Here is a 21,972-nt window from a genome sequence, read left to right on the forward strand (position 1 = left end):
TCCCGATGCGCGAAATCGTCTTCGACACCGAAACCACCGGGCTCAGCTTCGCGGGCGGCGACCGGATGGTGGAGATCGGTTGCGTAGAGATGTTCAACCGGTGCGAAACCGGCCGGCATTTCCACGCTTACTATCATCCGCAGCGCGACATGCCGGCGGAGGCGTTCGCGGTCCACGGCCTGTCCGCGGCGTTCCTCGCCGACAAGCCCTGCTTCCACGACGCGGTCGAGGATCTGATCGACTTCATCGGCGACGCGCCGCTGGTTGCGCACAATGCGAGCTTCGACTTCTCCTTCCTCAATGGCGAGCTCGGCCGGTGCGGGCGCCCCGTCGTCCATATGTCGCGGATGGTCGACACGCTGCAGATCGCGCGCAGTCGCCATCCCGGCGCCAAGCATTCGCTCGACGCGCTGTGCTCGCGGTTCGGCATCGACCGCAGCCACCGCGTCCTCCACGGCGCGCTGCTCGACGCGCAACTGCTCGCGCAGGTCTATGTCGAACTCACCGGCGGCCGCCAGATCGGCCTCGGCCTGGTCAGCGACGTCGCCGCGGCGATCCCCGCGATGGCTGCGACCCGCGCACCGGTGACGGTCCGCGAACCGCGGATTTTCGCGGTGAGCGAGGGAGAATTGGCCGCGCATGCCGCGTTCATGACCAAGATCGATCACCCGATCTGGGACACCGGTCGGGGAGCTTGATCAAAGGGGGGCCGCGGCGCCCGGGTGGCGCTTCGCGGACGGAGCCAACAGGACCGTCCGATCCAAGGAGAATAGAATGGATATCCGGATCTCTGGTCACCAAGTCGACACGGGCGACGCGCTCAAGGATCATGTGAGCGACCGGCTTCAGGGTATCGCCGACAAGTATTTCGCGCGCGCGATCTCGGCGGAAGTCACCTTCGGCAAGGGCCCGCACGACGCCGGCTTCACCTGCGATATCGTCGCCCATGTGATGAAGGGGCTGGTCCTGAAGGGCCGCGGCGACGCCTATGACGCGCACCCCGCGTTCGACGGTGCCGCCACCAAGATCGAGACCCAGTTGCGCCGCTACATGCGCCGGCTGAAGGATCGCCATGCCGACGAGGCGATCGAGATCGCCGAGAGCGGCGCCTACGACAATGCCGGCTACACCCTGTTCCAGGAAAGCGCGCATGAGGAAGACGTTGGCGACGCACCGCTGATCGTCGCCGAAACCCGCGTCGACGTCCCCGACGCCTCGGTGTCCGATGCGGTGATGATGCTCGATCTGCGCAACACCGCGGCGCTGCTGTTCCGCAACTCCGGCACCGGCGCGTACAACATGGTCTATCGCCGCGGCGACGGCACGATCGGCTGGGTCGAACCGCAGCGCCACGCGGAGCCCGCGCGCGCTTAACCTGCTTGACTGGTGCTTGCCTGCCCGGCCCGCTACGGCGCGGCCGGGCAACTGCCTCAAGAGAGTAGAATGACCGATCTCAGCGACCTGCTGCGTCACGATGCCGTCCTGAAGGACGTCCCCGCCGCCAACAAGAAGATCCTGTTCCAGCATCTCGCCACCGTCGCGGCGACGCTGTTCGGGGTCGACGCGCGCGACGTGGCCGATCGCCTGGCCGCGCGCGAGAAGCTCGGGTCGACCGGGTTCGGCGGCGGCGTCGCGATACCGCATGCCAAGCTGGCGGGCATCTCGTCGGTCACCGGAATGGTCGTCCGCCTCGCCCAGCCGATCGAATTCGCCGCGGTCGACGACATGCCGGTCGATCTCGTCTTCCTGCTGCTGTCGCCGCTTGATGCCGGCGCGGATCATCTGAAGGCGCTCGCCCGCGTCTCGCGGCGGCTGCGCGATCGCCTGTTCCTCGCTAAGCTGCGTGGAGCGGGGTCGCCCGATGCGATCTACGCGCTGTTCACCGCAGACCATGTGCGCGATGCCGCCTGACGCCGGCGCCGCCGCGCATTTCCGGGCGCTCGAATCGCTCTACGCCGCGGCGCCGATCAACCGGCTGTTCGAATCGCGCCTCGAGATACCCGAACCCGGCGTCGCCCGGATCAGCTTCGATCTCGACGAACGCCATTTCCACGCCGCGGGGGCGGTCCACGGCACCAGCTATTTCAAGATGCTCGACGACGCCGCCTTCTATGCGGCCAACAGCCTCGTCACCGATCGCTTCCTCCTCACCACCGCGTTCAACCTGCTGTTCACCAAGCCGTTGAAGGCCGGACCGGTGACCGCCGAAGGCCGCTGGGCGAGCGGCCGCCGCCGCGTCTTCGTCGCCGATGCGCGGTTGATCGACGCGGATGGGGAGGAGGCGGCGCGCGGCACCGGCACCTTCATGCGGTCGCAAATCCCGCTCGGCGAACTCCCTGGCTACCGCACCAAATGAGCGCGCGGTTGCCGACCGGTCTGCTCGTGGGGGCACTGCTCCGCCGCGTGAACGACTCCGGCGGCTTCGCGGCGGTGCTCGCCAAGGGCGACGCGCAGGCCGGGTCGGTGCTGCTTCTGCTTGCCGACCGCGACGGCCGGGAACGCCTGGTCGAACGCGGGATCGGTGCCGACGGACAGGTCGCACTGATCGATTCGACTCCGGCCGACGACGTCGCCGATTACTGGCAGCGGCGGCGGCAACGCGACCCGGATCTGTGGGTGATCGAACTGAACACCCCGGATGCAGAACGATTCGCCGCTGAAACGATGCTCGTCGATTGACGGCGAACCGATCGGCCCCAAGAGCGATCGGCATGTGAATTGGCGTTGTGCCGAATGCGGGTGCGATCCGTATCGGTGACGCAGTCGGGGGGATGCCCGGACGATCGCTTGCCGATCGGGTCCGTGGTCCAACCGCATGTCGACTTGGTTGAATGACGTTTCTGAATCGCGCCGCCACCATCGCGGCGATGACCTTTTCGATTGCCGCGCTCATTGGCACCAGCGCACCCGGCAAAGCTACCGAGCTCGATCGCACCGCGATCCCTGCTCCCGGTCTGGATTCAAATAACGTCCTTACCCCCGCCATTGTTCCCGCCATGACGGCAGCCACCCCCACCGAAACCGCTCCCGCCGCGGAAGAGTCCGCCACGTTCGGCAGCCTTGCCGAGGCGGTCGATCATCACCGTTCGGCCGATGCCGATGAAGCGGTGCGGTGCCTCGCCGGCGCGATCTACTTTGAATCGAAGGGCGAGCCGCTGTCGGGCCAGCTCGCGGTCGCCAACGTCATCATCAACCGCAGCAAATCGGGTCGCTTCCCGACCCAGATCTGCTCGGTCGTTACCCAGCGCGGCCAGTTCGGCTTCGTCCGCGGCGGTTCGATCCCCTCGATCGACGAGGGCCGTGCCACCTGGCGCACCGCGGTCGCCGTCGCCAAGGTCGCGCTTGCCGCCGCCTGGGACAGCCCCGCCCCGCGCGCGCTCTACTTCAACACGCCGAACCGGGCGCCCGCAGCGCGCCTGACGCGCATCGCGGCGATCGGCAACCACGTCTTCTACCGCTGAACGATCGACGAGGCGCTCCGCGTCGGGGTTGCCTCGTTCGTGCAATGTTCTTATGCCGGCGCGATGCTCGACACCGCACCCGCCTCGTGCGCCGACGACCGCAACCCTGCACTGTGCGCTGCCGATGTCGCGCGCGGCGTCACGCGGATGCTGCTCAGGCATGATCTCGCCGCGATCGCCGAGGTGCCGCTCGATGGGGGTCGTCGCGCCGATCTCATGGCGCTCGACGTTCGCGGCCAGATCGTCATCGTCGAGATCAAGGTGTCGCGCGCCGACCTGATGGGCGCCGGCAAATGGCCGGACTATCTCGCCTGCTGCGACCGCTTCTACTGGGCGCTACCTGCGGGCTTCGACACCTCGCCGCTCGATACCCCCGCATTCCTGCCCGCGCGCACCGGCGTGATCGTCGCCGACCGCTACGACGCGGAGATCGTCCGCGAGGCGCATACCGTCGCCTTGCCCGCCCATGTCCGCAAACGCTGCACCCTCGGCTTCGCCCGCCGCGCCGCGCGCCGGGTCGCCGGCCTCGTCGACCCCGAAGCCCTGACGCTCGCGAACGCCTAAAGCTTCGGCCCCGCCACCGCAGGGCGCGCCGCCTTGCGCGGCGTCTCCGCCATGATCTTCGCGACCGCAGGGTTGCGCGAATCCCGTGCCGCATAGTCGCGCGCGGACATGCCCGCGATGATATCGGCTTGGTCGGGATCGGCGCCATCCGCCAGCAGGATACGGATCGTCGCCAAATCGCGGTTCTGCACCGCGCGGATCAGCGGCGTCTCGCCCGCGGTATTGGCGATATTGGGGTTGGCCTTCGCCTCGATCAGCACGGGGATTAGCCCGTTGAAACCCTTGTTCACCGCGATCAGCATCGGCGTGTTGCCGCGCCCGTCGCGCATGTTCGCGTCCGCGCCCTTCTGCAGCAGGAACCGCGTATAGACCTCGTCCCCGCGCGCCGCGACGATGTGCAGCGCGCCCTGGCCACTGGTGCGGTCGCGCGTGTTGATGATCGTGCTGCCCGGCTTGTTGAGGATCTCCAGCACGTCGTTGCCCTTGGCATCGCGGATCGCCTGCAGGAACTTATAGCCTTCCGACTGCTGCTGGGCGGTGGCGGGGACGGCCATACCGACGATGGCGATCCCGAGCACGAGGGAGTTGCGGAACATGGCGTAGTTTTCCTTGTAAGCCGGAACCTTGCGTGACGCGCGTTATCAGATCAATGCTGCCCCGGTCATGAACATTTTCCGCGTCGCACCATGGCTCGCATTGGCGCTTGCCGCATGTCAGCCAGCCGTTCCCGCCAAGCAGGAAAACCCGCCGCTCGCGGGCGCGCGGATCGGCGGACCGTTCGCGCTGGTCGATCAGAACGGTCGCGCCATTACGAACGACAGCTTTGCGGGCAAGTACCGGATCATGTATTTCGGCTACACCTTTTGTCCGGACGTCTGCCCGACCGACGTCGCGGTGATCGGCAATGCGGTCAAGCTGGTCGAGAAGAACGACCCGGCACTCGGTGCGCGCGTCGTCCCGGTGTTCGTGACGGTCGATCCCGCCCGCGACACCCCCGCGGTGCTCAAGCAGTTCGTCGCCGCCTTCCACCCGCGCATGATTGGTCTCACCGGCAGCGCCGATGCGATCGCACGGGTCGCGAAGGGCTATGCGATCTTCTACGGCCGCGGCGATGCGTCGCCCGGTGGCGGCTATCTCGTAAACCACAGCCGCCAGGCCTATCTGATGGATCCGAAGGGCAAGCCATTGGCGTTGCTGCCGCAGGAACAGGGCGCCGAAGCGGTCGCCGCCGAGATCGAGCATTGGGCGAAATGATCAAATTTTGGGAATTGCCGATCGAACGGCTCGACCGCGGCCAATGGGAAGCGCTGTGCGATGGCTGCGGCAAATGCTGCGTCCACAAGCTGGAGGACGAGGATACCGGCGAACTTGTCGCGACCAACGTCGCCTGCCGGTTGCTCGATCGCCGATCGGGGCAATGTTCGGACTATCGCCACCGCCGCGCCTATGTCCCCGAATGCGTCCGCCTCACCACCGGCAACGTCCGCGGGATCGACTGGCTGCCCTCGACCTGCGCGTACCGGCTACGCGCGGCAGGCGATCCGCTGCCCGACTGGCATTACCTCGTGAGCGGCGATCGCGAGGCGGTCCACCGCGCCGGTGAATCGGTACGCGGTTGGACGGTCAGCGAGGACGAAGTCGGCGATCTCGAGGACCATATGGTCGATCGGGTCCTTTGACGCCAACGTCGCTGATCGACGTCGATGTCGTCCGGCACCCGACCGCGCGGCACATCCGCCTTTCGCTCGATCCCGCGAGTGGCCGTGCCAAGCTGATCCTGCCGCGCCGCGCCGCCCTAAAATCTGCATTGGCCTGGGCCGAAGGCAAGGCCGGCTGGCTCGCTGCGCAACGCGAAAGCCTGCCCCGGCCGCAGCCCTTCGTGCCCGGCATGACGCTCACCGTCGCGGACCAGTCGCTGACCATCGTCTGGACGCCGGGCAGCAGCCGCCGCGTCGTCGTCGAAGGCGACGCACTGCGATTGTCCGGCCCGATCGAGACCCTGCCGCGCCGCGTCGATGCCTGGCTGAAGCGCACCGCGCTCGATCGGCTCACCACCGAGACGCACGAATTCGCCGCGCTGGCGGGGGTCGCCGTCGCCAAGGTAGCGATCGGCGACGCGCGCAGTCGCTGGGGCAGTTGCGCGTCGAGCGGCGTGATACGCTACAGCTGGCGGCTGATCCTAGCCCCCGGCTGGGTCCGGCGCGCCACCGTCGCGCATGAAGTCGCGCACCGCGTCCATATGAATCACGGCGCCGCCTTCCACACGCTGGTCGCCGACCTGCTCGGTACCGACCCCACCCCGGCGCGCCACTGGCTGCGCACCAACGGCACCGCGCTTCACTGGTTGGGGCGTTCTTCCTGAGGCACCGACTGCAAACGCGGTAGATCGCGGGGCTGGTCGCGGGGTTGGTCGCGGGGTTGGCGGTTGGCCGGAACCTCGCGCGGCGCAGGCCGGCCGGTCACCCGATCGATCCAGTCCTGATTTAGCGCCTGCGGTTCGCGCCGATCATCATTGGCGTCATCACCGGCACCCGGCGGCGCGGGCTCGGGCTGGTCGTCCGCCGATCCCGGCCGCTCGACGTCGGTCGCGATCGGGTTGCCGTCGGGATCGACCATCATGCCGTTGTCGGGATTGCCGAAATAGCTCTCCTCGTCCGGCTCCAGCTGCCATTCCGGCAAGGTCACCTGGGTCTCGAACTGCTCGATCGGGCGCGACGCGGTGGCGGGCTTCATGAAATCCGCAAACGCCTTGGCCGGGGCGGTGCCGCCGTGCAGCCCCGCGATCGGCTTGGCATCGTCGCGGCCCATCCACACGCCGGTGGTCAACCCGCTCGAAAAGCCGAGAAACCAGCCGTCCTTCGACGAACTCGTCGTGCCGGTCTTCCCCGCGACCGGGCGGCCGATCTGCGCGGCGCGGCCGGTGCCGGTGTTGACCGCGGTCTGCAACAGGTCGGTCATTTCCGCGGCGACATAGGGCGCGACCAGCACATGGCTGCGGTCGACCTCGTGCGAATAGATCGTCTGCCCGTTCGAGGTGACGCGCAGGATCCCGTACGGCGCGACCGCCACGCCCTTGGCGGCGACGCTCGCGAACGCGCGGGTCATGTCGATCAATCGCACGTCGGAGGTGCCGAGCACCATCGACGGATGCGTGTTGATCGGCGTGGTGACCCCGAACCGCCGTGCCATGTCCGCCACCGTGCTGAAGCCGACCTCCTGGCCGAGCTTCGCCGCGACGGTGTTGAGCGAATAGGCGAAGGCGGTGCGCAGCGACACCGGCCCGGAATTGCGCCGCGAATCGTTGCGCGGGCTCCACCCGTCGATCGTCACGGGCTCGTCGACGATCGAATCCTCCGGCTTGTGACCCGCCTCCAGCGAGGCGAGATAGACGAACAGCTTGAATGCCGATCCCGGCTGGCGCTGCGCTTGGGTCGCGCGATTGTAGATCGACGCGACATAATCCTTGCCGCCGACCATCGCCCGCACCGCGCCGTCGCGATCGAGGCTGACCAGCGCACCCTGCGCACCCGGCGGCGCATTGGCGCGGATTGCGGCGTCCGCCTGGCGCTGCATGTTGAGGTCGAGCGTGGTCCACACCTCTAGCGGCGCCTGCGTCTCGTCGATCAGCATGTCGAGCTGCGGCAGCGCCCAGTCGGTGAAGTAGCGCACGCTGTTCTGGCGCGGCTCCGGCGCCAACGCGAGTCCCTCCGGATTCGCCTCGCGCGCCTCCGCAGCGGTGATCGCGCCGGTCTCGCGCATCGTCTCCAGCACCACGCCCGCGCGGCCTACGGCGGCGGCGGCATCCGCGGTCGGCGAATAGTTCGACGGCGCCTTTACCAGCCCCGCGATCACCGCCGCCTCGGCCAGGCTCAGCTGGTCCGCGCCGTGACCGAAGAATTTGCGCGACGCGGCGTCGATCCCGTACGCGCCGCCGCCATAATAGACCTTGTTGAGGTATAGCTCGAGGACCTCGTCCTTCGAGAATTTACGCTCGATCGCCAGCGCCAGGATGGCTTCGCGAAACTTGCGCCCGAACTTCTTCTGGTTGTTGAGGAAGACGGTGCGCGCGAGCTGCTGGGTGATCGTCGATCCACCCTGGATCCAGCGACCACGCTCGTATCGGACCTTCACCGATCGGGCCAAGCCGATCGGATCGACCCCGATATGACTGCGGAACCGGCGGTCCTCGACCGATACGGTCGCGTCGCGCATTACCGTCGGGATGCGGGAGATCGGCAGCCATTCGCCGTAACTCGGTCCGAGCGACACGATCACCGTGCCATCGGCGGCATGGACTCGGATCATTTGGCCGTTGGGCGAGGATTTCAGCTCCTCGAAGCTCGGTAGCTGCGACCGCGCGACATAGACCGCGATCGCCAGCGCCCCCAGCGCCAGCACGCCGAGCCCGATCAACACCTGGATGAAGACGATCAGCCGCCGCCGCCACGGCGATCGCGGCGGCGTACGGCGGGGAGTGGGGGTTCGGGTGGTTGAGCGCGCGCGAGCCATCTGCGCGACCGCGATTACGCGCTAACCCCCCAACCTACAAGCCGATCGGCGCCGACGCGCCGATCACCCGCCGTTCTTACGCGCTCTGAAATCAAGCGCGATCGAATTCATGCAATAGCGCAGGCCGGTCGGCGGTGGGCCGTCGGGAAACACATGGCCCAGGTGACTGTCGCACCGCGCGCACCGCGTCTCGGTCCGGCGCATCCCGTGACTGTCGTCGCTATGATCCGACACCCGACCCTCCTCGATCGGTTGGGTGAAGCTCGGCCATCCCGACCCCGACTCGAACTTGTCGGCGGAATCGAACAGCTCGTTGCCGCACGCCGCGCAGCGATAGATGCCGTCGACCTTGTTGTCGTTCAGTGCGCCCGCAAAGGCCCGCTCAGTGCCCGCCTCGCGCAACACATGATACTGCTCTGGCGTGAGCTTCTTGCGCCATTCGTTTTCGGAAAGATTGATCTGGTCCATTGCCTAGATTTCGGGAGTGGGAAGGGGGAGTTCAAGGTCGAACATCATCATGCGCCGATCCGCGTCGCGCGCGCGATCACCTGGATCAACCAGGGATGCGCCAAAAGCAGCGCTGCCGGGGCCGCGCGCGACTCGACGATCCGGCGCATCGTCCCCGCCACCGCCATCGGTTTTCGCAGCCGTCGCGCGAACCCGTCCTGCCACGCAGCCGCGCCCGCCGGACCGCCGCGGCGGTAGGCTTCGGCTGCGGAAATCCCGCTCGCCAGCGCGATGCCCATGCCTTCGCCCGCCAGCGACGGGATCACTCCGGCCTGATCGCCCAAGCGGAACAGGCTCGCAATGCCCTGCTGCGCGCGCCAGCCATAGGGCACGTTGGCGATCGCCTCGACCGGCGCGCCGTCGCTCCGCGCCATCCGCTCGCCGAGCGCCGGGTTCGCCGCCGCCAGTTGCGCGAGCAGCGCCGCGGGCCCGTCGCTCGCCTTGAACCGCGACTCATGGACCGCCAGGCAGAGATTGGCCGACCCGTCCTCCTGCAACGCCAGTCCGGCATAGCCGCCAGCGAACAGATGCAGCTCGATCTGCCCGGCCAATGCGCGGTCGAGGGCAGGGGAGGGGGCAAGCCGCATCCGCAACCCCAGCGTCGGATCCACCCCCCGCGCGTCCGCCGGCCGCGCCAGCCCGCGTACGTCGCGTTTGCCGCTCGCGAGGAACAGCGCTTCCGCCGCGATCTCCGCGCCGTCCGCGGTTCGCGCGGTGAGCCCCTCGATACCGCGGACCGTCACCCCGCGCTCGACCGTCGCGCCCACGCGCTCGGCCTGCGTCAGCAGCAACGCGTCGAGCTTGCGCCTCGACACCGACCGCGCCGTCCTCGGCAGTCTCGACTCGGCGCTCCGTCCGCCCGCGAACAGCCGCACGCCCGTGATCGGCCGCGGGTCGATCGCGTCGGCCTCGATCCCCAGCGTCGCCAGCGCATCCAGCGTCCGCCAGCTCAGGAACCCGCCGCACAGCGCGTCGCCGGTGGTGGTCTGCCGCTCGACCAGCAGATGCGGCAGCCCGGCGCGGGCGAGGCCGATCGCGGCCGCCGCCCCCGCCAGCCCGCCGCCGACGATCAGCGCCGGCGTTCGACGCACAGCCGGAACGGAAAAGCGCGGAATACGCGGGCCTGCTCGATCCCCGCCTCCGCCAGGATCGGCGCCCATTCGGCCGGCCGATAACTCCGCGCTATCGACAGCGTCCCGTCGTGCCGGACCATCTCGTGCCACCCCGCCAGCCGCGCCAGCAGCGGGAAGCCGCGATGCGCGAACCCGTGGCGGTGCAGGTCGTTGACGAACCAACCCCGCGTCGCGGTCGCTTCCATGAACCGCAAGAACGCGACCAGCTGCGCATGCGTCATGTGATGCGCGACCAGGCTGCTGACGATCGTCGACCAGGGCTCGCCCGCCAGATCGGCATAGTCGCCGGTCACGTAGCGGATCGGCAGCCCCTCCGGGGTATGCGCCCGTGCCGCCAGCTCGCTGCGCGGGTTCAGATCGACCCCCACCAGCTCCGCCTCGACGCCCCGCCGCTGCGCCCAGCGCGCGATCCGCCGCAGCATGTCGCCATCGCCGAACCCGACATCCAGCAGCCGCAGCCGCTCGCCCTTCGTCGCGATGCGGTCGAGGAACGCCAGCGTCGGCCGCGCCGCCATCGTCACCAAGTTCACCCGCGCCAGATCGCCGACCACCGCGGTATAAGTCGCCGCCGACAGATCGTCGGCGTCCATCCATTCCTCCTCCTGCGCACGCACCGCGAGGCTCACGACGGCGGCCCGAACGCGAAACCCTCGGCCGCCAATCCCGGCCCGAACGCCAGCGCGACCCCGCGCCGTCCCGACGCGCGCGCGATCTCCCTCTCCAGCACGAACATCAGCGTCGCCGACGACATGTTGCCATTGTCCGCCAGCACCGCGCGCGATGCCGCCAGCGCGTCGTCGGGCAGCGCCAGCGCATTCGCCACCGCATCGAGGATCGATCGTCCCCCCGCGTGCACCGCCCAGTCGAGCTCGGCTGCCGCGCGACCCGCGGTCAGCGTCTCGACGAACTCCGGATCGGCAAGCGCCGCCGCGATCCGCCCCGGCACCGCGCCCGACAAATGCATCGCGAACCCCTGGTCGGTGATCGTCCAGCGGATCAGCTCCGCACTGTCGGGCAGGGCCGCCGCGAACGGCTGCCCCAGCTCGATCCCGCCCGGCGTTGCGGTCACCAGCGCTGCGGCTGCCCCGTCGCCGAACTGCAGCATTGCCAGCAGCGGTTCGAGCGCGGTCTCGTCGCGCAAATGCAGCGTCGACAGCTCGACCGTCACCACCAGCACCCGCGCCGCGGGATCCGACCGCACGATATGCCGCGCACTCCGCAGCGCCGCGACCGCGGCATAGCAGCCCATGAACCCCACCAGCAGCCGTTCGACCGACGGCGAAAGCCCCAGCCGCGCCGCCACGATCTGGTCGATGCCCGGCGCGACGAAGCCGGTGCAGCTCGCCACCACCAGATGCGTGATCGCGCCGAGATCGAGCTTCTCCGCCAGCCGGTCTATCGCCGCGATCGCCAGCGTCGGTGCGGCTTCCGCATAGATTGCCATCCGCGCCGCGGTGCCCGGGAACCCTGCGCCGTAGAAGCCGTCTGGCGCGACCGGCGACCCGCCCGCCGCCGTCGCCGGCAGCACCGACCAGCGATGGCCGATACCCGCCCGCGCCGCCATCCTCGCGAACACCGCGCGCGCAGCCGGATCGACGCGCGCCTGCGCCCAGCCGATGAAGGCGTCGTGGATGTCGTGGTCGGGAACCGCGGTGGCGACGGCATTGAGGTAGGTTGAACGGTAAGCGGGCACCCGGATCCTTTCGGCGCAGACCGCAGCAACGCGCGACCCCCCCTCTTGGGTGCGCCGTTCGCCCGCGCACGGCAAGCGACGTGTTGGACGTCGCGGTACTGGGGCCTGCGTCGCCGCTGCCGAAGTTGTTCGTCCGCGGCCGAACTTCCGGTGTGATGAGGAGTTCTGACCACAACCTCAGTCGATGCTCGCGTCTAGTCTATCGATTGCATGACCGTCGCGCCGGCAATTGATGCGCTAGGAAACCGTATACTAGGTTTCTTGACTTGTTTTGGCGACGGACCGGTGCCACGCGGTGAGGGCTGTACATGTTTCGGGGGCGACATCTTGGCAGACGAATCCATCGTCGGGTTGGTTAGGGATCTTACCGCACGGCTCTCTACGATCGCGGCGGAATTCGGCGAACGCGCCGATCGCTACACCGCGAATGCGACCACGGGTGAGGGGGAGCGCCGGCGCAGCCCCACCGACATCGCGCGCCGTCTGCTCGCCCAGCGCGCGGCACGGCTCGACCATTTCCCGGCCGAACTCTTCCACGAACCCGCCTGGGACATGCTGCTGGCGCTCTACGTCGCGAGCGAGGAACGTCAAACGATGAACGTCAAGACGCTGGTCGCGACGACCAGCGCGCCGGTCACCACCTCACAGCGCTGGATCGATCACCTCCACAAGCTGAAGCTGATCGACCGGATCGTCGATCCGATGGATCGCCGCCGAGTCGAGATCTCGCTCAGCGACTCCGGTCACCGCGCGGTGATCGGCTATCTCGACCGCGTCGACGACTGAGTGATTCGTCGTCGGAGCGCGCAGGTGCCGACGCTCGACCCGAACTGGGCGTAATTCCCGCCCCGATTTGACATCACCCGAAAACAACCAAAGCGAGTTGGTTGCTGCGCCGACAGTCGCTGCGCCGAGGGTGCGGATCCCCTCATAGATCAATCCGATAATGGTTCTAATCACATTGGCGACGCGAAAAGAACCAAAACCGGCTGCGTAGCTTTTGTTTAAGCAGAAATCGCGATTTTCATCCTCGATCTCATGATCGGGGAATGAACAGTGTCGATCGACCGAAGCAGCAATGGCGGAAAGAAGGGTGTGCGATCGGCCGCGCGCTTCGCCTTGCTGTGCGTCGGCGTTTTGCTCGGCGCCGCCACCAGCGGGATCGCGCAGGCGCAGGTCGCCGCCGGAACCGTCATCACCAACGTCGCCAACCTCCAGATTCCCGACGCGAATGGCGGCAAGCAGACGATCGCGTCGAATCCTGCCACGCTCACCGTCGGCGAGATCCTCGACGTTGCCCTCGTTCGCAGCGGCGGCGCGACCGGCGTGATCGCCGCCGAGACCGGCGCGATCGCGGCGGTGACGCTCACCAACCGCGGCAACGGCAACGAAGCCTTCGCGATCGCCGCCACGCCGACCGACGCCTCGGTCCGTGTCCGCCTCGTGGCGGTCGATGTCGACGGTGACGGCCGGTACGACCCCAAGGTCGATCGCGCGCTCGGCGACGATCGACTGACGCCGTCGATCGCACCCGGCGCGACACTGGCGCTGCTGGTGGTGCTCGATCCGGTGTCCACCGGCCCGGTCGATACTTCGGTTGCGGTCACCGCTACCGCTGGGACCGGTTCGGGCACGCCCGGCACCGTGTTCGCTGGGCGTGGCGACGGGGGAGGCGACGCGCTGACCGGCTCCACCAGTGCGGTCGCGCGGCTCGCGATCTCGATCGGCGGCACGCCGACCGACGCGCCGCGCTTCGAAAAGACCCAGAGCGTCCGCGCGCCCGACGGCTCCAGCGCTGCGGTGCGCGGCGCGGTGATCACCTATACCCTCACCGCGACCTTCGGCGGCGCGATTACCGGCGCGCGCATCCACGACGGCGTGCCGACCGGCACCACCTATGTCGCCGGCAGCCTCCGCATCGACGATGTCGCGCTCACCGATGCCGCAGACACCGACGCCGGCGCGTTCGACGGCACCGCGATCGACGTCGCGCTCGGCGCCGTCCCCGCAGCGGCGCGCCGCGCCGTCATGTTCCAAGTGAAGATCCAATGAGGAAATCGCCGATGGCCGTTCTTCGCCACGTCATTCGTCTGGCGCTTGCCGCCGCGCTGGCGCTCGTCGCCACCGCCGCGCCCGCGCTTGCCGATCCGTTGTCGGTCACCAGCCGCATGCTGGTCGAGCGCCGCGTCGTCGCCGCCGACGGTAGCGCATCGGTCGAACTCGTCCCGCCGATCAAGGTCGTGCCCGGCGATCGCGTCCTGGTCGCGCTCGCCTATCGAAACACCGGAACGGCACCCATTGCGGATCTCGTGCTCGCCAATCCGATGCCGAAGGGCATCGCCTTCCGCAGCCCCGCACCGACCGGCCCGACTCCGGAGATGACCGTCGACGGTAAAGTCTGGGGTCCGCTCCCAACGCTCAGCGTCGCGCTGCCGACCGGCGCACGCCGGCCCGCGGTCGCCGACGACGTCGTCGCGGTACGCTGGCGCCTCGCCAGGCCGATCGCACCCGGCGCGCACGGCGACCTGGCGTTCGCGGCGGTGCTCAAATGACCGATTCTTCCATCAAGACCCAGCGAGAGGCTCGTCCCATGTCCGTAATCCGTACGCGTCCCATCCTGTTGGCCGGTGTCGCCGCCGTCGCTCCGCTGGCGATGAGCGCGGGCACCGCGCACGCCCAGTCGACCCCGGCCGGCACCACCATCACCAACACCGCGCAGGCGAGCTATTCGGTCAACGGCACGCCGCAGACCGCGACCTCGAACACCGCGACCTTCCTGGTCGATCGCAAGGTCAACCTGACGGTGATCAACAACGCCGCGGCGAACACCTCGGTCAATCTCGGCCAGTCTGCCGCGGTGCTGTCGTTCAAGGTAACCAACAACACCAACGCGCCGCAGGATTTCCTACTGACCCCGCACCAGTCGCTGCTCGCCGGCATCCTCAGCGGCACCGACAATTTCGATGCGTCGAACGTCCATGTCTATGTCGATGCGAACGGCAACGGCACCTATGAAGCCGGCACCGATACCGCGACCTTCATAGACGAACTTGCCGCGGACGCGAATGCGACCGTGTTCATCGTCGGCGACGTGCCGACCACCCCGACCGCCAATCTGGCGCAGGTCGGGCTGGAGGTCACCGTCGCGGCTGGCGGCGCGACCGGCGTCCAGGGCGCGGCGCTGATCCCGACGCTGCTGTCCAACGCCAATTCGGACACCGACATCGATATCGTCTTCGCCGATGCGGACAATGACGGCCTCGGCTTCGATCTCGCGCGCAACGGCAAGGTCTGGGCCTATGGTGCGTACGAGATCACCGATCGCAACGTCGCCCTCAGCGTCATCAAGAGCGCGACCGTCGTCTCCGACGGCGTCAACACGCTGGATCCGAAGGCGATCCCGGGCGCCGTGGTGCGCTATTGCCTCACCGTGCGCAACGCGACGCCGCTCACCGCGGCGAGCGACGTCGTCCTCACCGACGTGATCCCGACCGGCACCACCTATGTGGCCGGATCGATCAACGTCGGGCTGGCGGGCTCCGGTCTCGCCTGCGTGCTCGCGGGCACCAACATCGCCGACGACGGGTCGTCGACCGGCCCGTACACCGGATCGTTCAACGCCGGGAGCAAGACCGTCATCGCGCGAATTCCCACGATCCCGGGCAGCACGTCGGCCGCCGCAAGCTTCAACGTCACGATCAACTGACCTCGTCCATCTAGGGGAGAGACCCAGCGCCGGCGCGGCTGATCGCCGTCCGGCGCGCCGTCGACATGCGTGCAACGCGAACCTTGAAGCACCTCGGTGCGATCCTGATCGGATTGGGCGGCTGCCTGGCTGCCCATGCCCAGACGCGTATCGAGAATACCGCCACCCTCGTCTATCAAACGGCAGGGGGCGAACGCGTGCTGCCGTCGAACCCGGTGGTGCTCGACGTCGCGCCGCCCAAGCGTGCGACCTCGCTCCATTTCCGTGCGCTGCCGCCGGGCATGCAGCTGGAGGGAATGGCGTGCACCACGAACCCCCTGAAGTTCACGCCGGCGCCGATCGAGGCGGCGCAGCTCGCTGCCGCGCCGCTGCTCGGCATGCTCGACGTCAATCAGCCGCTGATCATGGTTCTCGACGCGCCCGGCAGCAACCGCGACGCCACCGCGCGCGAATACGCCAACATCGACGTCGACGCCGGCCCCGTCCACAGCACGATCGCGCTGCATGAAACCGGCGTCGACACCGGCGTCTTCGCGGGTGGCGTGCCCGAAAGTGGCAGCCATCCCGAACTATCCGACTGCGACCTCACGCTGCAGCGTGGCTCCGGACTGCGGATCAGCTTCAACGAGGATCCGTACAGCCTCGCCTCGACCTTCTCGACGTTGATCGATCCGGCCGGCTACGTCTTCGATTCGGTCACCGCCGCGCTGATCGACGGCGCGATCGTGTCGATGGTCGATGCCGCCGGCAATCCCGCGCAGGTGTTCGGCGACGACGGTGTCAGCCGGTATCCCTCGACCGTGATCAGCGGCCAGACGGTCACGGATGCGAGCGGGCGGGTCTATCCCGGGCAACGCGGTCGCTACCGCTTCCCGCTGGCTGCACCCGGCACCTATTTCCTGAAGATCGTGCCGCCCGCCGACTATACCGCGCCCTCGATCGTCGGGCCCGACGGGATCGCGCCGCTGCGCGATCCGCGCGGCCGGCCCTTCATCATCAACGACGCCAGCTATGGCCGCGCGCTGGTGCTTGCCGGCGTCGATCCGTTCTTTTCGGACATCCCGCTCGATCGCCACCCCAACACCTCGCTGCTGCTGACCAAGACCGCGTCGGTCCGCGATGCCTCGCCCGGAGACTTCATCCAGTACCGGTTGCAGCTGACCAATCGCGGCACGACCGCGGCGCGCGACCTCCATCTGTTCGACACGCTGCCGCGCGGCCTGCGCTATGAATCCGGCTCGACCCGCGGCGCCGCCGAAGCCACCGTCACCAGCGACGGGCGCGATCTCGATTTCGTCATCCCGGCGCTCGATCCCGGCGCAAGTGCCGAGGTCCGCTACATCGTCTCGGTGACGCCCGGCGCCCCCGCCGGAGAGGCGCTGAACCGCGTCCGGCTGATCGGCGGCGCCAGTTCCTCCAACGACGCCGCGGCGTCGGTCCGGCTGCGCCCGCTGCTGTTCACCGATGCGCTCACCGTCGTCGGCCGTGTGTCGCAGGGCGATTGCGGCAAGCCCGCGGCGCGGCGCAAGGGCGTCGCCGGGGTCCGCATCCTCCTCGAAGACGGCACCTTCGTCGTCACCGATCGCGACGGCCTCTACCATTTCGAGGGCGTCCGCGCCGGCCGCCACGTCGTCCAGCTCGACACCGGCACGCTCGCGCCCGGTCAGCAGGCGGTCGCCTGCGATCGCGACACCCGCCAGGCCGATAGTGCGATCTCGCGCTTCGTCGAAGGCGAGGGCGGCGTGATCAAGCGCGTCGACTTCCAGTTGCGCGACGGCCCGATCGTCGCGGCGCCGCGCGACGACGCCACCCTCGCTGTCGTCGACGACGCCACCGCCGCGGGCAACCGCGACTGGCTCGCCGGCCAGACGCCCGGCCTCGACTGGGTCTTCCCCGCCGCCGATCACAATCCGCGTGCGCCGGTCCTGCGCGTCGTCATCAAGCATCTTCCCGGCCAGCGCGTCGATCTCACCGTCAACGGCCGCGCGACCGATGCGCTCGCCTTCGACGGCACCGACGGCGACGCCGGCGCCCCCGTGGCGGTATCGAAATGGACCGGCCTGCCGTTGCTGGCGGGCGACAACCGGCTGTCGGCGCGGATCGTCGATGCCGATGGCACGCTGGTGAAGACGCTGGAGCGCGTCGTGCACTATGCCGGCGCTCCGGTGCATGCGGTGTTCGACACCGCGCACAGCCGCCTCGTCGCCGACGGCGTCGTTCGCCCGCTGGTGGCGGTCCGTGTCACCGACGCCGCCGGCCGGCCGGTCCGCGCCGGCACGCCGATCACCTTCACCGTCGACCAGCCCTATGCCGCCGCGCGCGCCGACGATGCGGACTACGCCCGCCAGCCGGGCGCCACCGCGGGCACCGGGCGCGTCGTTGGCGACGACGGCTATGCGCTGCTCGCGCTGCAACCCACCACGCAGGCGGGCGCGGTGCAGCTGGTGGTCGGCCTTGCCGACGATCGCCAGGTCCGCACTACTAAGATTCGCACCTGGCTTGCCGCCGCCGCCAAGGAATGGGTCGTGGTCGGCTTCGGCGCGGGCACGATCGGCTACGACACGCTCCGCCGCCACAGCAGCGCGCTGCCGGTCGCTCAGCGCGGCAAGGTGGTCACCGACGGGCAACTCGCGGTCTACGCCAAGGGGCGCGTGAAGGGCTCGTGGCTGCTGACGATCGCCTATGACAGCGATCGCCGCTACGAGGCCGATCGAGGCCTGCTCGGCACGATCGACCCCGACCGCTATTACACCGTTTACGGCGACGGCACCCAACAGGGCTACGACGCCGCGACCTATCGCAAGCTCTATTTGCGGCTCGAACGCCGCGACGCCTTCGCGCTGTTCGGCGATTTCGAGACCGGCTTCACCGACACCCAGCTCGCGCGCTACAGCCGCACGCTGAACGGCCTGAAAGCCGCTTACGAGGGCGACCATATCCGCGTCGGTGGCTTCGCGGCGAAGACCCGCACGCTCTATTCGCGCGACGAGATCCAGGGCAACGGCCTGGCGGGTCCGTACCGTCTGTCCGCCCGCGGCATCGTCCCCAACAGCGACAAGCTGCGCATCGAGGTCCGCGACCGCTTCCGTGCCGAGCGCATCGTCTCGTCGATCGCGCTGACCCGCCACATCGACTATGACATCGACACCGCCGCCGGCACGATCCGCTTCCGCGAGCCGGTGCTCACCCGCGACGCCGCGCTCAACCCGGTCTTCATCGTCGCCGATTACGAGGTCGAGGGCGGCCGTAGCGAGAAGCTCGCCGCCGCCGCGCGCGTCGTCGCCACCGCCGGCCGCATCGAACTCGGCGCCAGCGTCATCCGCGACGAGACCTCCGGCGCCGCGACCCTCGCCGCCGCCGACCTGAAGGCCCGGCTCGGCGCCGCCACGATGCTTCGCGCCGAAGTCGCCAGCGGCGGCCGCGCAGGCCTGCGTCAGGGCCGCGCCTTCCTCGCCGAGGTCGAACATCACGGCGGCGGCATCGACGTCCTCGCCTATGCTCGCCAGCAGGATACCGGCTACGGTCTCGGCCAGCAGAACCTGGTCGAGGCGGGCACCCGCAAGTTCGGCTTCGACGCCCGCGCCGCGCTCACCGATCGCCTCAGCCTGACCGCCACCGGCTGGTATCAGGACCAGCTCGACGGTGCCGGCCGCCGCAGCGCCGCCGAAGCCCGGCTCGACTATCGCACCCCCGGCGGCACCGTCTTCCTCGGCGCGCAGATGGTCGCCGATCGCGGTCTGGACGGCCAGGATCGCGACTCGCGGCTGTTCACCATCGGCGGCAGCAAGACGCTGTTCGGCGGCGCCCTTGCGCTCACCGCCCAGACCCAGGTCGCACCCGGCGGCGACAAGGCCTCGGTCGACTTCCCGGTCCGTCACCAGATCAACGCAGCGTGGCGCGTCCGCGACGGCATCCGCCTGCTCGGCGGCTACGAGATCGCCGACGGCAAGGATTTCGTCGCGAACACCGCGCAATTGGGTTTCGATGTCGCCCCCTGGGCCGGTGCCAAGCTGATGAGCACGCTCAACCAGCAGGCGATCGGCGAGAACGCCGCACGCACCTACGCGCAATACGGGCTCAGCCAGTCGCTGCCGATCGGCAAGCATTGGACGATCGACGCCACCCTCGACGCCAGCGACACCGTCCGCGGCGCGATCGCTCCCGGCGCGGTCGTCAACGCCTTCCAGCCGGTCGCGTCGGGCGGGTTCATCGGCCGCGACCAGACCAATGGCGACTATGCCGCCGCAACGATCGGCGCCGCGTACCGCGAGGCGCGCTGGACCTGGAACGGCCGACTCGAATATCGCGACGGCAAGGCGCAGGACCGGATTGGCGTCACCAGCAATATCCTGCGCACATTGGGCGAAGGCCGCACCGTCGCCTCGGGCCTGCGCGTCTACCGGATCGAGGACGCGGCCGGCCGCGTCGCGAGCTTCGCCGCCGCCGACATCGCGCTCGCCTGGCGCCCGATCGACAGCAACTGGTCGCTGCTGGAGCACCTCGAATACCGGCAGGAGCGTGCCGACACCGGCTTCACCGACGCCAACCCGCTCGGCGTCGCGACGCTCGCCGGCGGGCAGCGGGTGACCACCCGCGTGATCAACAACCTCGCGGTCAATTATCGCACCGGCGACGAAGGCGCTCCGCACCGCACCGAAGCGACGGTCTATCACGGCAGCAAATATGTCGAGGGGCGCTTCGCCGACGAACGTTTCGACGGGTTCATCGACGTTACCGGCTTCGACCTGCGCCGCGATCTCGGCCGCAGCTTCGACGTTGGCGTCGCCGGCTCGGTCCAGCATGCCTGGGATCGCGGCATCTGGTCGTGGAGCGGCGGCCCATCGGTCGGCGCCTCGCCCGCAGGCAACATCTGGATCACCGCGGGCTACAACATCGCCGGCTACCGCGACCGCGACTTCGAAGCCGACCGCTACACCCGCAAGGGACCCTACGTCACGATGCGCATGAAGGTCGACCAGCGCTCGATCGGCAATGCCGCAAGGGCGGTGTTCGGGCGCTGATCCTTCTGCCCCCTCCCCTTGAGGGGAGGGGCTAAGTCATTCGGGTCTCCCGGCCTTAACCCATCGGATAGAACGGCGCCGCCACCTCCGGCCGGATCCGCAGCAACCGGCCGGTCGCGCGGTCGATCAGCGCCCAGGTCGTCACCGCCTCGACCTTCACCCGGCCGTCCGCGCCCAGGAACCGCACCTTGCGATCGAACCGCGCGCCCTGCGGCGGGGTGTCGACCCAGGTCTCCGCGGTCACCGTCTCGCCCGCGACGACGTTGCCGCGATAATCGATCTCGTGCCGGGTCACGACCCACACATAGGCCGCGCGGTGAGCGGCCGGCGCCACCGCGTCCCAATGCGCGATCGCGATGTCCTGGATCCAGCGCACCCACACCGCATTGTTGACGTGGCCGAGCTCGTCGATGTCCGCCTCGGCCGCGGTGATCGTCAGCGTGAAGCGCTCGCTCATCCGATCTTCCTCGACCGCCACCACCGGAACGCACCGAACACCAGCCCCAGCACCAGCGCCGCCAGCCCCACCCACAGCCATTGCCGCCCATGCGGCCGGTATCGTCCGAACAATTCCGCGACACCCGTACCGAACACATAGCCGAGGCTGGTGAACAGCACCGCCCAGGTGATCGCCGCCAGCGCGTTGATGCCGACGAAGGTGCGGAACGGCACGTGGCTGGTGCCGATCGCGACCGGGCTCACCGTGCGCAGGCCGTAGAGGAAGCGGAACGCGAAGATGAAGCCGATCGGATAACGCTCCAGCGTTCGCAGCGCCTTGGCGAAGGCGGGCTTGGCCTGCGCGCGCGTGACCAGGCGATGATCGCGGAACCGCCGCCCTGCCGCGAAAAGCGCCTGATCCGCCATGAACGATCCCGCCGCCGCCGCGATCACGGTGCCGGGCAGCGACAGCATGCCCTCATGCGCGAACAGCCCCCCCGCAAGCACCATCGTCTCCCCCTCGACGCCCGCGCCCAGGAACACCGCGGCCAGCCCGTAGCGGGCGATGAGCGTTTCGATACTCAGCCTTCGAGTCCCAGTTGCCACAACACGAAAGCATGTTCCTCGGCCGCCTCGCGCAGGCTTTCAAACCGCCCCGACTTGCCGCCATGCCCCGCGCCCATATTGGTCTTCAGCACCAGCAGATTGTCGCCGGTCTTCACGTGGCGCAGCTTGGCCGCCCATTTTGCGGGCTCCCAATAGGTCACCCTCGGATCGTTGAGCCCGCCCGAGATGAACATCGGCGGATATGCCTGCGCGCGGACATTGTCATACGGGCTGTATGACCGGATCAGCGCGAACGCCGCCGCGTCCTCGATCGGATTACCCCATTCGGGCCATTCGCCCGGGGTCAGCGGCAGATCGGCGTCGAGCATCGTGT

At 68.7% G+C, this 21,972-nt stretch carries 24 protein-coding genes; 15 read left to right on the top strand and 9 right to left on the bottom strand.

Going from position 1 to position 21,972, the window contains the following annotated elements; translation table 11 throughout:
* Positions 1-5 precede the first annotated feature (5 nt).
* From dnaQ to ACFE77_RS09110, 7 genes are all read left to right on the top strand, one after another.
* A complete protein-coding gene (dnaQ, locus tag ACFE77_RS09080) occupies positions 6-698 on the top strand; it encodes a DNA polymerase III subunit epsilon (RefSeq protein WP_375421312.1) in 693 nt (230 codons plus the stop codon).
* 76 nt (positions 699-774) lie between these two features.
* Positions 775-1,374 (top strand): ribosome hibernation-promoting factor, HPF/YfiA family, encoded by a 600-nt coding sequence (hpf, locus tag ACFE77_RS09085; protein ID WP_375421313.1) that lies wholly within the window; start codon positions 775-777, stop codon positions 1,372-1,374.
* A 69-nt stretch (positions 1,375-1,443) separates the two neighbouring features.
* Complete coding sequence (locus tag ACFE77_RS09090; RefSeq protein WP_375421314.1) at positions 1,444-1,911, top strand: PTS sugar transporter subunit IIA; 468 nt, start codon at positions 1,444-1,446, stop codon at positions 1,909-1,911.
* Positions 1,901-2,356, top strand: a complete 456-nt coding sequence (locus ACFE77_RS09095) for a PaaI family thioesterase (RefSeq protein ID WP_375421315.1) — start codon at positions 1,901-1,903, stop codon at positions 2,354-2,356. The genes ACFE77_RS09090 and ACFE77_RS09095 overlap by 11 nt, the downstream gene beginning before the upstream one ends.
* Entirely contained in the window at positions 2,353-2,679 is a 327-nt protein-coding gene (locus tag ACFE77_RS09100) for a DUF1491 family protein (RefSeq protein ID WP_375421316.1), read from the top strand. Before ACFE77_RS09095 ends, ACFE77_RS09100 begins: the two co-directional genes overlap by 4 nt.
* A 152-nt stretch (positions 2,680-2,831) precedes the next feature.
* Positions 2,832-3,461, top strand: coding sequence for a cell wall hydrolase (locus tag ACFE77_RS09105; RefSeq protein WP_375421317.1), 630 nt, complete (start codon positions 2,832-2,834; stop codon positions 3,459-3,461).
* Positions 3,462-3,524: 63 nt separating this feature from the next.
* Complete coding sequence (locus tag ACFE77_RS09110) at positions 3,525-4,025, top strand: MmcB family DNA repair protein (protein ID WP_375421318.1); 501 nt, start codon at positions 3,525-3,527, stop codon at positions 4,023-4,025.
* Here ACFE77_RS09110 and ACFE77_RS09115 read toward each other — a convergent pair.
* Positions 4,022-4,621: an ankyrin repeat domain-containing protein gene (locus tag ACFE77_RS09115; protein WP_375421319.1), complete on the bottom strand. Its 600-nt coding sequence runs from the start codon at positions 4,619-4,621 to the stop codon at positions 4,022-4,024. The two genes, ACFE77_RS09110 and ACFE77_RS09115, sit on opposite strands and share 4 nt — an antisense overlap.
* A 67-nt stretch (positions 4,622-4,688) precedes the next feature.
* Between ACFE77_RS09115 and ACFE77_RS09120 the strand changes: the two genes are divergently transcribed.
* Genes ACFE77_RS09120 through ACFE77_RS09130 form a run of 3 tightly spaced genes read left to right on the top strand, consistent with a single transcriptional unit; the run spans position 4,689 to position 6,387 of the window.
* Entirely contained in the window at positions 4,689-5,279 is a 591-nt protein-coding gene (locus ACFE77_RS09120; RefSeq protein ID WP_375421320.1) for an SCO family protein, read from the top strand.
* Complete coding sequence (locus tag ACFE77_RS09125; RefSeq protein ID WP_375421321.1) at positions 5,276-5,704, top strand: YcgN family cysteine cluster protein; 429 nt, start codon at positions 5,276-5,278, stop codon at positions 5,702-5,704. Before ACFE77_RS09120 ends, ACFE77_RS09125 begins: the two co-directional genes overlap by 4 nt.
* Positions 5,701-6,387: a M48 family metallopeptidase gene (locus tag ACFE77_RS09130; RefSeq protein WP_375421322.1), complete on the top strand. Its 687-nt coding sequence runs from the start codon at positions 5,701-5,703 to the stop codon at positions 6,385-6,387. The genes ACFE77_RS09125 and ACFE77_RS09130 overlap by 4 nt, the downstream gene beginning before the upstream one ends.
* Here the strand turns inward: ACFE77_RS09130 and ACFE77_RS09135 are convergent.
* The 5 genes from ACFE77_RS09135 to ACFE77_RS09155 form a co-directional block, all read right to left on the bottom strand.
* Positions 6,363-8,534, bottom strand: a complete 2,172-nt coding sequence (locus tag ACFE77_RS09135; protein WP_375421323.1) for a PBP1A family penicillin-binding protein — start codon at positions 8,532-8,534, stop codon at positions 6,363-6,365. The two genes, ACFE77_RS09130 and ACFE77_RS09135, sit on opposite strands and share 25 nt — an antisense overlap.
* Positions 8,535-8,597: 63 nt before the next feature.
* Entirely contained in the window at positions 8,598-9,002 is a 405-nt protein-coding gene (gene msrB / locus ACFE77_RS09140) for a peptide-methionine (R)-S-oxide reductase MsrB (RefSeq protein WP_375421324.1), read from the bottom strand.
* Between the two features lie 47 nt (positions 9,003-9,049).
* On the bottom strand, positions 9,050-10,132 hold the full coding sequence (locus ACFE77_RS09145) for an NAD(P)/FAD-dependent oxidoreductase (protein ID WP_375421325.1): 1,083 nt from the start codon (positions 10,130-10,132) through the stop codon (positions 9,050-9,052).
* Positions 10,111-10,800: a methyltransferase domain-containing protein gene (locus ACFE77_RS09150; protein WP_375421326.1), complete on the bottom strand. Its 690-nt coding sequence runs from the start codon at positions 10,798-10,800 to the stop codon at positions 10,111-10,113. Before ACFE77_RS09150 ends, ACFE77_RS09145 begins: the two co-directional genes overlap by 22 nt.
* A complete protein-coding gene (locus ACFE77_RS09155) occupies positions 10,797-11,867 on the bottom strand; it encodes a type III polyketide synthase (RefSeq protein ID WP_375421327.1) in 1,071 nt (356 codons plus the stop codon). The genes ACFE77_RS09150 and ACFE77_RS09155 overlap by 4 nt, the downstream gene beginning before the upstream one ends.
* 327 nt (positions 11,868-12,194) lie before the next feature.
* Here ACFE77_RS09155 and ACFE77_RS09160 point away from each other — a divergent pair, with 327 nt between their 5' ends.
* From ACFE77_RS09160 to ACFE77_RS09180, 5 genes are all read left to right on the top strand, one after another.
* Entirely contained in the window at positions 12,195-12,653 is a 459-nt protein-coding gene (locus ACFE77_RS09160) for a hypothetical protein (protein ID WP_375421328.1), read from the top strand.
* A gap of 270 nt (positions 12,654-12,923) precedes the next feature.
* Entirely contained in the window at positions 12,924-13,919 is a 996-nt protein-coding gene (locus tag ACFE77_RS09165) for a hypothetical protein (protein ID WP_375421329.1), read from the top strand.
* An 11-nt stretch (positions 13,920-13,930) separates the two neighbouring features.
* Complete coding sequence (locus ACFE77_RS09170; protein ID WP_375421330.1) at positions 13,931-14,419, top strand: hypothetical protein; 489 nt, start codon at positions 13,931-13,933, stop codon at positions 14,417-14,419.
* Positions 14,420-14,457: 38 nt separating this feature from the next.
* Positions 14,458-15,573 (top strand): hypothetical protein, encoded by a 1,116-nt coding sequence (locus ACFE77_RS09175; RefSeq protein WP_375421331.1) that lies wholly within the window; start codon positions 14,458-14,460, stop codon positions 15,571-15,573.
* Between the two features lie 83 nt (positions 15,574-15,656).
* Positions 15,657-20,594, top strand: coding sequence for a hypothetical protein (locus tag ACFE77_RS09180; protein WP_375421332.1), 4,938 nt, complete (start codon positions 15,657-15,659; stop codon positions 20,592-20,594).
* 55 nt (positions 20,595-20,649) lie between these two features.
* Here the strand turns inward: ACFE77_RS09180 and ACFE77_RS09185 are convergent, their stop codons facing one another.
* From ACFE77_RS09185 to ACFE77_RS09195, 3 genes are all read right to left on the bottom strand, one after another.
* Positions 20,650-21,051 carry an acyl-CoA thioesterase gene (locus tag ACFE77_RS09185; protein WP_375421333.1) on the bottom strand — a complete coding sequence of 134 codons (402 nt, stop codon included), beginning with the start codon at positions 21,049-21,051 and terminating at the stop codon, positions 20,650-20,652.
* A complete protein-coding gene (locus tag ACFE77_RS09190; RefSeq protein WP_375421334.1) occupies positions 21,048-21,638 on the bottom strand; it encodes a DedA family protein in 591 nt (196 codons plus the stop codon). Before ACFE77_RS09190 ends, ACFE77_RS09185 begins: the two co-directional genes overlap by 4 nt.
* The coding region (locus tag ACFE77_RS09195; protein WP_375421335.1) for a prolyl oligopeptidase family serine peptidase at positions 21,614-21,972 on the bottom strand (359 nt) is incomplete at its 5' end. The genes ACFE77_RS09190 and ACFE77_RS09195, both read right to left, overlap by 25 nt.

Source organism: uncultured Sphingomonas sp., assembly GCF_964243315.1.
Taxonomy (GTDB): Bacteria; Pseudomonadota; Alphaproteobacteria; order Sphingomonadales; family Sphingomonadaceae; genus Sphingomonas.